At 39.7% G+C, this 15,956-nt stretch carries 13 protein-coding genes and 4 tRNA genes; 10 read left to right on the top strand and 7 right to left on the bottom strand.

Features of this window, described 5'->3' with window-relative positions; all coding sequences use genetic code 11:
• Nucleotides 1–189 precede the first annotated feature (189 nt).
• Complete coding sequence (queE, locus tag DC53_RS04305) at nt 190–855, bottom strand: 7-carboxy-7-deazaguanine synthase QueE (RefSeq protein WP_002960417.1); 666 nt, start codon at nt 853–855, stop codon at nt 190–192.
• A 145-nt stretch (nt 856–1,000) separates the two neighbouring features.
• On the opposite strand from queE, the gene queC reads away from it, so the two are divergent.
• A complete protein-coding gene (queC, locus tag DC53_RS04310) occupies nt 1,001–1,657 on the top strand; it encodes a 7-cyano-7-deazaguanine synthase QueC (RefSeq protein WP_008136967.1) in 657 nt (218 codons plus the stop codon).
• A 94-nt stretch (nt 1,658–1,751) separates the two neighbouring features.
• On the opposite strand, the gene DC53_RS04315 is transcribed toward queC, so the two are convergent.
• Nucleotides 1,752–2,201: a methyltransferase family protein gene (locus DC53_RS04315; RefSeq protein ID WP_033031309.1), complete on the bottom strand. Its 450-nt coding sequence runs from the start codon at nt 2,199–2,201 to the stop codon at nt 1,752–1,754.
• Nucleotides 2,202–2,388: 187 nt separating this feature from the next.
• Here DC53_RS04315 and DC53_RS04320 point away from each other — a divergent pair, with 187 nt between their 5' ends.
• On the top strand, nt 2,389–2,631 hold the full coding sequence (locus DC53_RS04320; RefSeq protein ID WP_033031307.1) for a hypothetical protein: 243 nt from the start codon (nt 2,389–2,391) through the stop codon (nt 2,629–2,631).
• A 4-nt stretch (nt 2,632–2,635) separates the two neighbouring features.
• Here DC53_RS04320 and DC53_RS04325 read toward each other — a convergent pair whose 3' ends face one another.
• The 5 genes from DC53_RS04325 to DC53_RS04345 all read right to left on the bottom strand — a co-directional run bounded on the left by DC53_RS04325 (nt 2,636) and on the right by DC53_RS04345 (nt 8,752).
• Nucleotides 2,636–3,658 (bottom strand): hypothetical protein, encoded by a 1,023-nt coding sequence (locus DC53_RS04325; protein WP_033031305.1) that lies wholly within the window; start codon nt 3,656–3,658, stop codon nt 2,636–2,638.
• A gap of 101 nt (nt 3,659–3,759) precedes the next feature.
• Nucleotides 3,760–4,440: a tRNA (adenine(22)-N(1))-methyltransferase TrmK gene (locus DC53_RS04330; RefSeq protein ID WP_033031304.1), complete on the bottom strand. Its 681-nt coding sequence runs from the start codon at nt 4,438–4,440 to the stop codon at nt 3,760–3,762.
• Complete coding sequence (locus DC53_RS04335; RefSeq protein WP_007378931.1) at nt 4,441–5,379, bottom strand: class I SAM-dependent methyltransferase; 939 nt, start codon at nt 5,377–5,379, stop codon at nt 4,441–4,443. It lies immediately after the preceding gene.
• A gap of 2 nt (nt 5,380–5,381) precedes the next feature.
• Entirely contained in the window at nt 5,382–7,376 is a 1,995-nt protein-coding gene (uvrB, locus tag DC53_RS04340) for an excinuclease ABC subunit UvrB (protein WP_033031302.1), read from the bottom strand.
• On the bottom strand, nt 7,373–8,752 hold the full coding sequence (locus tag DC53_RS04345) for an MATE family efflux transporter (protein WP_007378929.1): 1,380 nt from the start codon (nt 8,750–8,752) through the stop codon (nt 7,373–7,375). Before DC53_RS04345 ends, uvrB begins: the two co-directional genes overlap by 4 nt.
• Nucleotides 8,753–9,793: 1,041 nt before the next feature.
• On the opposite strand from DC53_RS04345, the gene DC53_RS04355 reads away from it, so the two are divergent.
• The 8 genes from DC53_RS04355 to rsxC all read left to right on the top strand — a co-directional run.
• Nucleotides 9,794–9,870 (top strand) — tRNA-Asn (locus tag DC53_RS04355).
• Between the two features lie 21 nt (nt 9,871–9,891).
• Nucleotides 9,892–9,968, top strand: a tRNA-Asn gene (locus tag DC53_RS04360).
• A 21-nt stretch (nt 9,969–9,989) separates the two neighbouring features.
• A tRNA-Asn gene (locus DC53_RS04365) sits at nt 9,990–10,066 on the top strand.
• A gap of 29 nt (nt 10,067–10,095) precedes the next feature.
• Nucleotides 10,096–10,172: transfer RNA gene (locus DC53_RS04370), tRNA-Asn, on the top strand.
• Between the two features lie 144 nt (nt 10,173–10,316).
• Complete coding sequence (locus DC53_RS04375) at nt 10,317–12,257, top strand: EAL domain-containing protein (protein WP_008134174.1); 1,941 nt, start codon at nt 10,317–10,319, stop codon at nt 12,255–12,257.
• 618 nt (nt 12,258–12,875) lie between these two features.
• Nucleotides 12,876–13,457 carry an electron transport complex subunit RsxA gene (rsxA, locus tag DC53_RS04380; protein ID WP_008134172.1) on the top strand — a complete coding sequence of 194 codons (582 nt, stop codon included), beginning with the start codon at nt 12,876–12,878 and terminating at the stop codon, nt 13,455–13,457.
• A gap of 1 nt (nt 13,458) precedes the next feature.
• Nucleotides 13,459–14,013: an electron transport complex subunit RsxB gene (gene rsxB, locus DC53_RS04385; protein ID WP_007379057.1), complete on the top strand. Its 555-nt coding sequence runs from the start codon at nt 13,459–13,461 to the stop codon at nt 14,011–14,013.
• 8 nt (nt 14,014–14,021) lie between these two features.
• Nucleotides 14,022–15,956, top strand: a 1,935-nt coding sequence (rsxC, locus tag DC53_RS04390; RefSeq protein WP_033031300.1) for an electron transport complex subunit RsxC, incomplete at its 3' end; no start/stop codon positions are given.

Below are 15,956 nucleotides of genomic sequence, written 5' to 3'. Positions count from 1 at the left end.
GCGCATAGTAAACTAGTTATGGCTATTAGCGAAGAAGATATGAGTTTTATGGTTGTCGGATGACGCTTCGCTTATCCGACCTACGTATTTAAATATTATAAAACGTTATTAGAAAATGGTGCGGAAGTGGAGATTTGTTGGGTTTAGCTTCGCTCTACCCAACCTACGTAATATAACTTTAAGCTGGCTTTAACTAATTCCTAAATACTTATGTACTTGTATTGATAAGCGCCAGTTTTTGGCAATACAGGTGTCGATTGCAAGTTTGGTTGCTGATACTTTTTGGCTAATTGGCTGCAAATAAACAAGCTTAGGATTAACGCCTGTTTTTGCAAATAATTCTTCTAACTCTTCTACGTGCTTTTGCATCGCAACGGGGTGTTTTATCTCATTTGCACGCTTCATGGTGCTGGTAAGTACTTCATAACCGCCGCGCATATTGATTTTTGGCGATACCGTTACCCATGTTTGCTCTGGGGCGAGTATTTCAAACGTGCCGCTGGTTTCTATTTGTGTGCTAAAGCCGTGTTCGTGTAATAAGTTACATACTGGATTTAAGTCGAACATACATGGCTCGCCGCCGGTAATTACTACATGCTTTGCGGTATACCCACGTGATTGAAACAGCGCTAAAATTTGCTCTGCACTGGCGTTAGCCCAATGATCTGAGTCGGCTTTTTTTTCTACGGTTTCATCCAGCGATACTTTATATACATTATCAACATCCCACGTTTGCTTGGTGTCGCACCAAGAGCAGCCTACAGGGCAACCTTGCAAACGTAAAAATATTGAGGGTGTGCCGGTAAAACTAGCTTCACCTTGAATGGTTTCAAACACTTCATTAATTTTGTACAAAAGAGATCTCACTTACTACCTAGCAGCCAAATTGCTACTATTAAAAAACCAAAAAGCGCTGTGCAAAAATTGTTATTTAAGCTGCGGCCGTGTAGTATATCGCGCCCTGATATAAACCTCTATTAAAACTAAGAGCAAAACAGATATGACGCAAAAAGTAGTTGTTATTTATTCCGGCGGTATGGACTCGTTTACCGTACTAAATAAAGCCCTGCAACAAGGCCATGATGTATATGCCCTTTCATTTGACTATGGTCAGCGTCATGTAAAAGAGCTTAAAGTAGCGGCAAGTGTGTGTGAAAAATTAAACGTTCCGCATAAAATTGTTGATATTTCGGCGATTAACCAACTTATTGGTGGCTCCTCACTTACTGATGATATTGATGTGCCTGAAGGCCATTACGAAGAAGAAAGCATGAAAAGTACGATTGTGCCTAATCGTAATATGATTTTGCTCTCGCTTGCTGTTGGTTACGCGGTGTCACTTAAAGCTGGCAAAGTTTATTACGGCGCTCATTCTGGGGATCATGCTATTTACCCTGACTGCCGTCCTGAATTTGTGCAAAAAATGGATGATGTGTGCCGTATTGCTAACTACGACGCGGTAGAAATTTTTAGCCCATACTTAAACAATACTAAAATTGGTATTTTAACCGACGGTATTGAAATGGGTTTAGATTACAGCCAAACGTGGACTTGTTATAACGGCCGTGAAAAGGCCTGTGGTAAATGTGGCGCGTGCCAAGAACGCCTTGAAGCATTTGCACTAAATAACATTACAGACCCGTTAGAATACGAATAAGCCGCAATTAATTAGTAATACAATTGCTGTAAACAAAAAAGGCCATCATTGATAGCCTTTTTTGTTTGTCAGGTTTTTAAGTCAATGGTATTAATTACAACCAGCGTTTTACGCGCGCTTTATAGGCGGTAAACTCTTCGCCAAATAATTTAGTGATCGCACGCTCCTCGGGTATTATTTGAAAAAGCGTTAAATAGGCAATAAACCCAACAACACACAATAGCGCCCACAAGGAACTTAACCAAATACCCCACCCTGCTAAAATAAATGCAAAACCTACATACATAGGGTTGCGTGAAATTTTATAAATGCCGCTCGTAATAAGTGTTGACGCTTGCTCTGGTTTATTAGGGTTTACTGTGGTGTTTGCTATTTTGAAGCTCGCTACCCCTGCAATACAAAAAATACACCCTATAATGACCAAGCTTGCTGCTAAGTAGGTAATAAATGCGGTGAAATCAATAACACTGTAATGCGCAATAAGCGCCATTATGCCTGCAAAAAACAGCACAACAATAACGGGAGGTATTTTATTATTTAACATGGCAACTCACTGTATTGACTAAAATATGTTTATTATATGGTGGCTATTAAACAATATCTAAAGTGTATAAATGATGAACACGCTAAGTAAACTATACAAATTAAGTTACAATTGTCAGCTTTATCAAAAGCGCTTAAAGGTTATACTTTAACCATAAACGAATAATAAAATGATAAGGAATGAGGTTATGTCTGGAACTACGATGATTGTACTTATTGTGCTAATTTCGGTTGGCTCAGGAGTAGTTTACGATATGTATAAAAAGCATCTTGAGTTTAAGCATAAAATGCAAAACAACAACAGCGATGCCCATAAACAATTAGCTGAAACAAACGCGCAAGTTCTTGCATTAAAAGAGCGTGTACAAACACTTGAGGCTATTGTTACTGATTCGAGCTTTAACGTTAAAGATGAAATTAATGAGCTTTAAATTGTTATAAGTAATTTGGATATAAATGTGCATTTTCTGGCTGCTCAATACCGTGAGCAGCTAAAAACCCACCAATAGCTTGCCCGCAGCCCTGTGGTGCTCGCCCACTGTCTATCTCAAAATTTAACTGATTAGCATGTTGCTTACCCATAGAGCAAAGCCCTACGGTACTTGGCGAGCGCATAGCGATACTTAGGTTACCTATTTGTTCAACCGCAACGTGCTTACTAAAGCGGGCAAAACCTTTGTATTTAAACTGCTCGTTTACGTAGTCGTTACTTGTGGCCACCAATGCCGCAATTAAGCCGTGTAAAAAGCTATTAACGGATGGATCTGCTGTTAAAAACGCAATTGTTTTTTTATTAAACTCGCTAAGCTGGCAATCCTCACACAACAGCTCAACAGTATATAAATGTTGCTCGGCTACTTGCTGCTGGCTTTTAAGCTCAATGCTTTTTCCTGCAAATACAATGCGTTTAAGCATTTCATCAACGTTACTTGTAACCGCTTCGCTTTTAACAAGTTCAGGGTTTTGCGCCATTACCGGTAAGTCGTGATGGTTATTAAATGGCGTGCTTGTTGCGCCGCTTTGCATTAACTGAAAAAGCTCTCTTACTTCATGTTCTCGCGCTACTTTTAACGCTAAAAATGCGGTTTGAATAAGCTCTGAGGTAGGTAAGTTTTCCTCTACTATCCAACGTCTGCCAAATAATAGTTTTTTAGCTTTGGCTTCATTAGTAGATGCGCTTTTTTGGTAGTTATCAGGGCTCAGCACTGCTACTTGCAGGTAAATTTCTTCACCTTTTTGTGCAGCAAGCACTCTAAAATGAGCCGAAAATTCAATACTCTCAAGTACTTCGTTTACGCTTTGAAGCGTGTGCTTGTAACGTAAAAAATGCTGTGGCACCACCCAGTTACTATTAGCTAATTGCACAAGGGGTGCATAAGAAATAGGTTGCTCGTAACTGTGTTGCCATTTTTGCTCATTGCTAAGCAAATGATTAATGTGACTCTTGTTATCTGACATAAATAAACCAAATAAACTCGCGTTGTGCGATATAAACTATGAACACATTACGTCGTCAATGTCGTAATTAGATCACATGTACGCCCTACTTTTGGGCTTTTTTAACTATCGGTGAGTTCTTGATAGTCTGTTATAACTTTTTGATAGTATGGCTTATCTTTATTGAGCATTTTATTATAATGATTTATGAGTTGCCGTTGGTACATAGCGTGCTCTGTACTAGCAAAGTCCCACATTTTGTTGCCGGTATGGCTAATCTCATTATTGGTACTAAAGCTCACTTCAATCACTTCATAAAAACGTTTGTTGTCGTAAACTATTTGTTCACTTATTAGCCCTAAACCGAGTTGTTTTAAACCCACTCGCAACTTATAAGTGTGATGCACGGGACATAAAATAAACCGAACATTATTTAAATGCTCAACTGCGTTATTAGCAATAATTTGTTGTACTAAACTTAACAACAGCTCACCGCCAACACCTGCTATTACAACTACTTGGCTTTTTCTTTGAGCAATTTCAATTTTGCCGACATCCTGACATAAGACCTGCCACTGCGGATTTTTATCACAGGTTTTTTGTAATTTATTAATAGATGATAATTGCGTTTCTAGGTCGTTCATTAAAGTGGCGACTATATCTACAAAAATAACCTGGCTTGCAGCTGCGCGCTTTAATAGCGCCATGCCTAAATAACCATGGTCGCAGCAACAATCCCAAATAATATCGTGATGCTGCGAAATTAATGTATCAATGGCAGTTAAGCGTTTACTGAGCTTCATTTAAGCAGGTATTTGTGACATTTTATAGACAAGCGCTTTTAAACTTTTATTGCTGTCTACTTCAATAAAACGCTCGGTGGGGGCTAGACGCTCAACAAATTCAATTGCGCCTTGGGTGTGCTCGTTTATTAACGCTTTAAACGCCTCTTCGCTAAGCTCTGGGCTATTAGCACACAATAACAATTGTGTGGTATCGCAAAGTAGCTCTGGCAATCTGCGCAGCACTTTTTGATAGTCTTTAGTTAATATAAAGCTGCCTTTTTGAAAGCTTGGCGGATCAACTATTATTAAATCAAACGGGGCTGCTTTTTTTAGTTTTCCAAACGATTTTAAAATATCGTGCGGTAAAAAACTTACGCCGCGCTCAAAACCGTTTAGTTGATGGTTTTGCTTGCCAACTTTAAGTACGCCTTTGCTCATATCCATGTTCATTACATGATCTGCCCCGCCTTGCATGGCTGCAAGCGAAAACCCACATGTATACGAAAACAAATTAAGCACTTTGCCATGCTTGCTGTTAGCCATTACAAACTCACGGCCGCTGCGCATATCGGGAAATATTCCGGTATTTTGACGGCTCTGTAAATCAACCAAAAAACGAATGCCGTTTTCGGTTACAACATGTGGGTTAGGTAATTGCCCATAAACCACGGTGTTTTGGCTTTGTACGCCAGCGCGTTGCTGATACACAAGTGAGCTAATAAGCTCTGGCTGGTTTTTTTGTGCCCACTGCCACACAACATCGGTAAGCTCGCTTAGTGTTTGCTCGTCAATTTCGTCGTACGAAACCAAAAATAAACTGGGCGGGTAAAAGTCTAAATTAATATGACTTAACGCTTCGACGCTGTGGCCTCGGCCATGAAAAACACGACACAGTTCATTTTTTAAAATTGGCGCGTCTTCAAGCGCAGTAATAAGAGGAGTAAAGTTTGCTGTCATTTTTAATTAATCAACTGTTGTTGTAGTTCATGTATTTCATCGCGAACAGAGCCCGCTTTTTCAAATTCTAGGTCGCTTGCGTATGCATGCATTTTGGTTTCTAACTGCTTAATTTGCAAAGCAATTTCTTTTGCACTAAGTACCTTTTTAGACTCTTTACGAATAAGTTTAAGGTTGTCTTTAGGGCCGGCTTCTTCGCCTACATCCATTACATCGAGTATTTTTTTAGCCAGAGCATGAGGCTCTATGCCGTGCTCAACGTTGTAAGCATGTTGAATTTCGCGTCTGCGCGCAGTTTCGTCCATGGCTTTTGCCATTGATTTTGTAATTCTGTCGCCATATAAAATAGCGCGGCCATCTAAATGACGTGCAGCACGGCCAATAGTTTGTATCAAAGAGCGAGCCGATCGTAAAAAGCCTTCTTTATCGGCATCAAGTATGGCAACAAGTGCCACCTCTGGCATATCAAGGCCCTCTCGAAGTAAGTTAATGCCTACTAACACATCAAACACGCCCGCACGTAAATCACGAATTATTTCAACTCGTTCTACCGTATCAATGTCTGAATGTAAGTAACGCACTTTTACGCCATGCTCACTTAAATAGTCGGTTAAATCCTCAGACATACGCTTTGTAAGTGTAGTTACAAGTACACGTTCGCCCTTCTCTACACTTTTATAAATCTCTGATAAAAGATCATCAACCTGATCCCCTACCGGGCGCACTTCTATAAGTGGGTCAAGCAACCCTGTTGGACGAATTACTTGCTCAGCAATTTCGCCTACGCAACGCTCTAGCTCAAAGTCGCCAGGCGTTGCCGATACATAAATAGTTTGTGGTGCTATGGCTTCAAACTCTTCAAAACGCAGCGGCCTGTTATCCATTGCTGAGGGCATTCTGAAGCCATACTCAACTAGGTTTTCTTTTCGGCTTCTGTCGCCTTTGTACATGGCGCCAATTTGCGATACGGTTACGTGCGATTCATCAATAATCATTAATGCGTCGTCTGGGAGGTAATCAAGCAACGTAGGCGGCGGATCGCCTGGCGTGCGACCCGATAAATAGCGACTGTAGTTTTCTATGCCTGAGCAATAACCTAGCTCCCGCATCATTTCTATATCGTATTGCGTACGCTGTGTTACGCGTTGCTCTTCTACTAATTTATTAGCACTGAGTAACTGCGCTCTTCGATCTTTTAGTTCTTCTTGTATTTTATCGATAGCCCCGAGTATTTTCTCACGCGGGGTAACATAGTGTGTTTTTGGGTAGATAGTGGTGCGTACTATGTGCTTTTCGATAGCACCAGTAAGCGGGTCGAAAATACTTAAGCGCTCTATTTCGTCATCAAACATTTCTACGCGTACGGCATAGGTATCTGACTCGGCAGGAAATATGTCGACCACTTCGCCACGCACGCGATATGTACCACGGCTAAAATCTACATCGTTACGGGTGTATTGTATTTCGGCGAGGCGGCGTAGCATATCGCGTTGATCGACTTTTTCCCCGACTTTTAAAAGCAGCATCATTTTCATGTATGATTTAGGGTCACCCAAACCATAAATAGCCGATACCGATGCCACAATAATGGTATCGCGGCGCTCAAGCAGTGCTTTGGTCGCACTTAAACGCATTTGTTCTATATGCTCATTTATCGAAGCATCTTTCTCGATAAATGTGTCGCTTGATACAACATAGGCTTCTGGCTGGTAGTAATCGTAATACGATACAAAGTATTCAACGGCATTTTTAGGGAAAAACTCTTTCATCTCACCATATAACTGAGCAGCAAGCGTTTTATTGTGCGCCATAATTATTGTTGGACGATTTAAATCGTTAATAATATTAGCCATGGTAAAGGTTTTACCTGTACCCGTAGCACCTAATAAGGTTTGGTGTGCAAGCCCCGCTTCTAACCCTTCGCACAGTTGTTTAATCGCGGTAGGCTGATCGCCTGCTGGCTTAAAATGTGATTTTAACTGAAAATGATCGCTCAACTATTGCACTCCCGTAATGATTGACTGCTCAACGCATCGAGCTCTTTCATAAACCATTTATATGCCACCATTGCAGTAAATAAATTACCCAGTGCCGCACCAATAAATAATCCAATTAAACCAGCTAGCTCATTACCTATATAAGCAAACGGTAGGTAAAAAACAAATAAACGAATAGTACTTAAAAACAGTGCATTCATTGGTTTATGTAAAGCATTAAACGAAGAATTAGATAATATGATCACCCCTTGCAAACCGTAGCTAAACGGAATGGTGTAAATAAAGAGTTTTATCACATCAATTACCATTTGTTCTTTACCAAACATTTGACTAATAAAGCCTGAAAAAACAATAAGCAAAATATAAATAGCAAATTGCCAAATCATCACAAATTTTAAGGTACCAATATAAGCATCTTTTACTCTGCATAATTTACCCGCTCCAAAGTTTTGGCTCACAAACGGGGGTAATGTCATCGACAAAGCAAGTACAAGAATACTGGCTATAGATTCTATCCGGCTGCCTACCCCAAATGCGGCGACGGCTTCAGGTCCGTGATGTGCAACCATAGCGGTCATCACAGCCATTGCAACCGGGGTCAACATGTTTGCGCCTGCGGCGGGTAAACCTATTTTTAATATTTTACGAATAGCGCCTACCACCGTTTGCGACCCGGCTTTTAAACTCAACAACCGTTTTTTTACTATTAGTAAATATAAAATAATAACAACAGCCACTCCCCATGCTATTACACTTGCAATAGCGGCACCTTGAATACCTAACGCAGGAATAGGGCCAAAACCAAATATAAGCATAGGATCGAGAACCGCATTTATAAGCCCCGCCCCGCCCATTACAATACTGGGCGTTTTAGTATCGCCACTGGCACGCAGTACCGAGTTACCAATCATTGGGGTTATTAAAAATACGCTACCGATAAACCATACATTCATGTATTCGTGTATTAAAGGAAGTACCTGCTCACCTGCGCCTAATAACGTAAATATGGGGTCGATTAGCAAATAGCCAATAAACGATAAAATAAGCACTAAAACAAAAGCAACCAATATTGAAACGCTTGCGTCAAAACGCGCTTCATCTATTTTGTTGCTACCTAAAGCTTTAGCTATAACTGCCGACGTACCAATACCTAACCCAATGGCTAAGCTAATAACTGTAAACGTAACAGGAAACGTAAAACTAACTGCAGCCAATGGCTCTGTGCCTAATAAGCTGATAAAAAATGTATCAACAATATTAAACATCATTAACGTGATCATGCCAAAAATCATCGGAATGGTCATGGTCTTTAATGTAGGCAAGATAGGATCGTTTAGTAAATCTGGGCGAGTCTGAGTTTTTGAAATTGCGCGCATGAAATAAATAAGCCTCTTTTACTGAGCAAATCATTTTAAAGCATCAAGACAATTCAAGCCACGGATTTATCAACAGATTTGAAGGAAACATAAAACTAACTATTCGACAAAACAGTAAAGATCTATTTTTAGATATTTTTGCTAAAATTGAGCACTAAGCCGCCAAAAAACAATTAAAACACATTTTAGTTACTTTTCTTTACAAACCCCCGTTCATTACTGATGCATTTTCACACAAAGACATGCTTTATTTTATCGTAACGAAAAAATTCTCTCATCGAGTTAGATGATTTAAATTGATAATAGTAACCTGTTGTTTTTTAATGAAATAAAAATAGTGATTTAAAAGCTTGAAATCGTTGTAGCACTCTAAAATGCTGGTGCCGCTGATGTTCTTAAAGTTTCATAAACAGAGTTATCCACAGAAACCGTGGATAACTCATTCAAGCCCGCATTTACAAAGGCTTTTAGAGTGATGCTTTTTTCACTCAGATCTGACTTATTACAAATATTCAATTTATCGCGTTTTTCTGGTTTTAGAGCAAAAACCATCTCGACATATAAATTGCCTTATTAACCTGATTATCTTCTTGTGAAAAAAATGAAAGTATAACGCAACGTATTGATTGTATTATTTTTGAGCTCTGACAATATAATCACCATCGTTCATATAAGTTGTAAAAAATAATTCACTTCTGTGATTATCGAAAATCAATTTAAAACTTTTACTTTTTTGACAAAGCAGACCAACAATAAAAAATACAAACGTTACTTTTTATATTTTGTGCGTATTTTTTACAGCTAAGCGGTTTAACATTGTATTTTATTTGCTCAAAGAACTAAGAAAGGCGATCTCAAAAATCGGCATATCGTCTAAAATCGTAACTCTATTTTTTAAAAGGTTCTTTAAATGAAGTCACAAAACACGCAGATCGAACATAAAAACAACGAATAACCACCTTTTTTAAATTTATAACTTTTATATGTTGACACTTTGCGGCGCGGTCATTAATATTTCGCCCCGTTGAAAGGCAAGACGCTTCCCCCTTAGCTCAGTTGGTTAGAGCGACGGACTGTTAATCCGCAGGTCCCCCGTTCGAGTCGGGGAGGGGGAGCCAAGTTTTTCAACCATAAACGATTCCCCCTTAGCTCAGTTGGTTAGAGCGACGGACTGTTAATCCGCAGGTCCCCCGTTCGAGTCGGGGAGGGGGAGCCAAGTTTATGTTTATGATGTAGTTCCCCCTTAGCTCAGTTGGTTAGAGCGACGGACTGTTAATCCGCAGGTCCCCCGTTCGAGTCGGGGAGGGGGAGCCAAATCATCATAATAAAATTTCTACTTTAGTTCCCCCTTAGCTCAGTTGGTTAGAGCGACGGACTGTTAATCCGCAGGTCCCCCGTTCGAGTCGGGGAGGGGGAGCCAATTCTAATAATTTCATAGACATTCATTCTAAATTCCACTACCCTCTGTTTTATAAATAAAAAAACAAATCGCGCTAATAATTTACTCTGATTTACTAATCAGGATTTCATTACTTCCCTTTTGAACTATTAAAAGACTGAAAAAATGGCTGGCTTTAAAAAACTTATCTTTATACAAATAATTTCTTGGTTATTATGTGTTGCAGCTGGAAGCTATTTCATTTCGGTAAGCTTTGATAATGCAGTAAGTGAAGCTCAAAAAAATGCGCAAGCTAGCGTTACCAACTATATAAACGACCTTTCTTTTGACGATAATTTAGTACAAAATTTAAAAAAATCATTGGCTGATGGTAAAACGTTCTCAAGCTTTACGTTACGAGATTACCAAGGCGCAGAAGTATTTAAAGTTAACTCCCCTATTGACCTGCCACTATTTGCAGATTTTATACAGTCTATTTTTAACTCTGCCCGACCGCAGTTTGCGGTAAATAAGGCTGCAGATATAAAAGTTGAATTTACAGTTAATATTCAACACTTAGCTGAACAACTTCAAATATCACTTTTTATTATTATCTTTATTTCCGCTGTTTTAGTAATTATTCCTATTATTTTGATGCAATCTATTTTTTATCAACTAAATAAAAGTATCAGCATGACCGTCTCTGACGTTATCGATGTTTATATTAACCAAAACCAAGCCGGTGAATTAGAAACAGTGCTAGATAGCTCTAAACTGAAAAGCTTAGGAAAAGATTTAGTACCAAGTTTTAACCGCTTATCGCACTTTCTTAAAACAAAAAATGAATATATACAAAGTGAAGCGCTTAGTATTAAACACGAAGCATATAAAGATGTAATTACCGCGCTAGGTAATCGTAATATGTTTGTTGAGTACTACGAAAAAAATATTGAAAATAGCGAACAAAGTACTTTTGGTTCATTAGCAATGATTCGCTGTAGTGAGCTGCAAGCAATAAATCAAAGCCGTGGCTATCAAAAAGGTGATGAGTACGTAAAGGGTGTGGCTGATATAATTAAACATATAAGTGGCACGTATGCTGGCAGTCAATTATTTAGATTAAATAGTTCTGATTTTGCTGTTGTACTTCCCCATATACCACTTAAAGAAGCAGAACGCTTTGGCGAGAACTTACAATCTCGTTTCACTCAATATCAGCAGAATCAAGAATTAAGCTCAGTGGCTAATACCGGTATTGTTGGTTATGAAAAGGGTAAGCCGTTAGGCGAACTTCTCTCAGTTGTTGATAATGCGATGAGTATGGCGCAGTCTAAGCAAATTAATGCATGGCATGTACAGCGTGAATCCGATCTTGTAAATAATGTAAGTGCTGGGTTTGGTAATCAAAACTGGCGTAAAGTGATTAACGAGGTTATTGAGTCCAAACGAGTTCATTTGGTTATGCAAAATATTATGCCGCTTGGTAAAAGTATTAAAGCATACGCTGAAATTCAAGTTCGCTTTAAAACAGAAGATAATCAAGTTCTGCCAACAGCTTCATTTTTAGCTATGGCTGAAAAGCTTGGTATGGCAGTTGATATAGATAAATTAATTATCGATTCATCACTTGAAAAAGTTAAAAGTCGTAACCTTTCTGAAAAATATTTTGGTTTAAATGTCACGGCTTCAAGCGCTCATAACGATCAGTTTGTAATTTGGTTAGAGCGTCGCTTATTAAAAGATACCCATATTGCATCAAAACTTATTTTTGAAGTGAGCGAGTTCGGCTTACAACAAAATATTAAAGCAAGTAAGCGCTTTATTGATATGGTTCATCGAGTGGGCGCACGCGTAACTGTTGAACGTTTTGGTGTTGGTTTAACCTCATTTAAGTTTTTCCGCGATTTAAAACCTGACTTTATTAAAATGGATGCCAGTTATACTCGCGGCCTAGAAGATGATAAAAACAATCAGTACTTTATGCGCTTAATGGTCGATTTAGCCCACCGCATTGGTGTTAATGTTTTTGCCGAAGGTGTTGAGAGCCAAGAAGAAAAACATATTATAGAAACCTTGTGCTTAGATGGCGTGCAAGGTTATTACATAGAAAAACCTAAAGATATCTAAACCAATTAAGCAACATTGACTAATTTAAAAAGAGCACTTGTTGCTCTTTTTTGCTTTGTAAATCGTAGTACAGTTATTTGGTGGCACCACTAACACTGCAAAGTAAAATGAATACTATACCAATCTGCTTATGTATGGGGTCTATTTAACGTTAAGAAAATTACGCTAGAACTAGGTTAAAGTTTTTGTATCTAGTTGTTCTAAATAAAAAATTTTAACGACGTTATAGTGCAATTTAATTCGTTAAATTGATCAAAGATTTATGCAGGTTGGTATTACATAACCTGAACACTGGTTAAGGGATTTACTAACGTATTGAGCCATGGTGATATTTAAATTTATTTTCTCTAGCCAGAGATTTCCAGTGAAAACAAGGCGAATTTACACGTTAATAGCCAGCCTATATGCAAGTAAACTCAACGCAGTTAGTGCTTAATTTACTTGCTCGGGATAGATTTATTATCCAGAACTCAGGTTACATACGAATCACAGTATTTTTACATCTTTGTTATTACCCCTTAAATTAATATTGTTTATTTAAATGATAATCACTGCATATGTTGTTAATCACACCAGAAAAAAGGATAATACACAGGATTTTTATAGCGTGAGGCTCGCATGACTGAATATGTCTTGTTATTGATTGGTACTGTTCTGGTTAATAACTTTGTATTAGTACAATTTTTAGGCTTATGTCCTTTTATGGGTGTATCAGGAAAACTTGATACGGCTATTGGTATGTCTTTGGCTACCACTTTCGTGCTTACGCTCGCCTCCGTCACGAGTTATTTAGTGAATCAGTATATTTTAATCCCACTCGACATAGAGTTTTTGCGCACAATGAGCTTTATTTTAGTAATTGCCGTTGTGGTGCAATTTACCGAAATGGTGGTACGTAAAACCAGCCCAACCCTATATCGATTATTAGGAATATTTTTACCACTTATAACCACTAACTGTGCTGTATTAGGTGTCGCTTTACTAAATATCAAAGAAGATCACTCATTTTTACAATCGGCAGTGTATGGTTTTGGCGCTGCGGTTGGTTTTTCGTTAGTGCTGGTATTATTTGCAGCATTACGTGAACGTTTAGCAGCAGCTGACGTACCCACTCCTTTTAAAGGCGCCTCTATTGCCATGATAACCGCAGGATTGATGTCGATGGCGTTTATGGGCTTTACCGGATTAGTGAAATTTTAATATGACCTTGTTTTATGCCTTAATTGCGCTTGGCTCGTTAGCGCTGGTTTTTGGGTTGATTTTAGGATTTGCCGCTATACGATTTCGCGTAGAGAGCAATCCCATTGTTGAGCAAATAGACACCATTTTACCGCAAACCCAGTGCGGACAATGTGGCTACCCAGGTTGTCGCCCCTATGCTGAAGCAATTGCAAATGGCGATGAAATAAACAAATGCCCACCGGGTGGCGAAGCTACCATGAAAAAGCTTGCCGGCTTAATGGGAGTTGATGAAAAACCACTTGCCGGCGGCGAACAAGCCGAGCCAATAAAAACGGTAGCCTACATTCGCGAAGACGAATGTATTGGCTGCACTAAATGCATCCAGGCTTGCCCTGTTGACGCTATTTTAGGCGCGACTCGCCAAATGCACACGGTGTTAATTGATGAATGTACTGGCTGCGATTTATGTGTTGAGCCCTGCCCTGTAGATTGCATTGATATGCTGCCTGTAGCCGAAACTAAACAAAACTGGAAATGGCAACTAGATGCTATTCCTGTTACACAAATAGATTAGAGGTTTGAGTGGATAAGTTACTTGAACAAATAAAAAAAGGGGTTGTTTGGCCATTTCCTGGCGGCATACACCCACCACAACAAAAATCACTCTCTAATAGTGCTAGCATTACGCGCCTACCATTGCCCGATAAGCTCGTAGTGGCGCTAAAGCAACACATAGGCGCAAACGGTAAGCTGCTTGTAGAAAAAGGACAACGTGTACTTAAAGGCCAAGCTCTAACCTCCCCTGCTGCAAACTGGTCAGTGCCTGTACATGCCCCAAGCTCGGGGATTGTTACTGATATAGCACCAATGCCTTCTGCGCATCCTTCTGCATTACCAGAGCTGAGTGTTGTTATTGAACCAGATGGTAAAGATGAATGGGTGGCACTTAACCCAATTAATAATCCAACAACGCTTACCCACGACGAACTAGTAAATATAATTCATCAAGCCGGTATTAGCGGTATGGGCGGCGCAGGTTTTCCTACTTATGTAAAAGCTGACACAAAGCAACCGATTGAGTTTTTGATAGTCAATGCGGTTGAGTGTGAACCCTATATTACAGCCGACGATACCTTAATGCGTGAGCATGCAATTGAGGTCATTCAAGGCCTTGAACTCATGCAACAGCTGCTAAATCCAGCGTTGTGTATTGTGGGCATTGAAGATAACAAGCCTGAAGCGATAGTTGCTATGACTAAGGCGGCTGAGCATAACGAAAAAATAATTGTGCAAACGGTCCCGACTATTTACCCATCGGGTGGTGAAAAACAACTTATTAAGCTACTCACTAATCGTGAAGTGCCAAGCGCCGGCATACCGGCTGACATTGGCGTACTTGTACAAAACACAGGTACGTTGTTTGCCGTGCAGCAAGCTGTGTACGAAGGTAAGCCACTCATTGAACGGGTAGTCACTGTAACAGGTAATACTATTCATAAACCTGGTAATGTGTGGGCACTACTTGGCACTGAAATTAAACATTTACTTGATTGCCAAGGTTTTTCACCTGTACCACAGCAACGCGTTGTTATGGGCGGCCCGATGATGGGCTTTACTCTGCCAACAGTGCGGATTGGCATAGTTAAAACAACTAACTGTATTTTAGCGCCTGATCATAAAGAGCTAGCAGAACCCGGCCCTGAAAAAGCCTGTATACGCTGTAGTGCGTGTGCTGATGCCTGCCCTGCTTCTTTATTGCCACAGCAATTACAGTGGTTTGCTAAGTCAAAAGAATACGACAAACTACAAGAACACAATTTATTTGATTGTATCGAATGTGGCGCATGTGCCTATGTTTGCCCAAGTGAAATCCCACTTGTACAGTACTACCGTGTCGCCAAAGTGGAAATTAAAGAACAACAGGCTGATAAAATTAAAGCCGATCGCGCAAAAGAGCGTTTTGATGCACGTAAAGAGCGCCTAGATCGCGAGCAAGAAGAAAGACAAAACCGCCATAAACGTAAACCTGCTGCTAAATCGGCTGACGAAAAACAAAAAGTAGCTGATGCTTTAGCCCGCGTTAAAAACAAATCAGATAATGGCGATGAAAAATCAGCTGTTGCTGCCGCTATAGCCCGCGCCAAAGCTAAAAAGCTCGGTGATCAATCTGCGGAATTAGAACCTGATAATAGTGAAGTCGCAAAAGAACGCGCGCTACGTAAAGAACAAGCTAGAAAATATAAAGATCAAAAATCTCAAACAGATGAATCAGCCGATACTGCACCTGTTGATGATAAAAAATCAGCAGTGGCTGCAGCAATTGCTCGCGCTAAAGCTAAAAAAGCAGCGCAAGCAAATGAAGGTACTGAGCCAGTCGTTAATGAAGCGCCACAAAGCGATGCACCAGTTGATGACAAAAAAGCCGCCGTTGCCGCTGCTATTGCACGCGCTAAAGCTAAAAAAGCAGCACAAGCAAATGAAGGTATTGAGCCAGTCGTTAGTGAAGCGCCGCAAACC

It is taken from the genome of Pseudoalteromonas fuliginea (assembly GCF_000690055.1).
GTDB lineage: Bacteria > Pseudomonadota > Gammaproteobacteria > Enterobacterales > Alteromonadaceae > Pseudoalteromonas > Pseudoalteromonas fuliginea.
This window is presented reverse-complemented; position numbering and strand designations above follow the sequence as displayed.

Coding starts and splice junctions, on each gene's coding strand:
- rsxA (WP_008134172.1), top strand. CDS start 12,876: ATGACTGAATATGTCTTGTTATTGATTGGTACTGTTCTGGTTAATAAC.
- DC53_RS04335 (WP_007378931.1), bottom strand. CDS start 5,379: ATGACAGCAAACTTTACTCCTCTTATTACTGCGCTTGAAGACGCGCCA.
- DC53_RS04375 (WP_008134174.1), top strand. CDS start 10,317: ATGGCTGGCTTTAAAAAACTTATCTTTATACAAATAATTTCTTGGTTA.
- rsxB (WP_007379057.1), top strand. CDS start 13,459: ATGACCTTGTTTTATGCCTTAATTGCGCTTGGCTCGTTAGCGCTGGTT.
- DC53_RS04325 (WP_033031305.1), bottom strand. CDS start 3,658: ATGTCAGATAACAAGAGTCACATTAATCATTTGCTTAGCAATGAGCAA.
- DC53_RS04330 (WP_033031304.1), bottom strand. CDS start 4,440: ATGAAGCTCAGTAAACGCTTAACTGCCATTGATACATTAATTTCGCAG.
- DC53_RS04315 (WP_033031309.1), bottom strand. CDS start 2,201: ATGTTAAATAATAAAATACCTCCCGTTATTGTTGTGCTGTTTTTTGCA.
- DC53_RS04345 (WP_007378929.1), bottom strand. CDS start 8,752: ATGCGCGCAATTTCAAAAACTCAGACTCGCCCAGATTTACTAAACGAT.
- queC (WP_008136967.1), top strand. CDS start 1,001: ATGACGCAAAAAGTAGTTGTTATTTATTCCGGCGGTATGGACTCGTTT.
- DC53_RS04320 (WP_033031307.1), top strand. CDS start 2,389: ATGTCTGGAACTACGATGATTGTACTTATTGTGCTAATTTCGGTTGGC.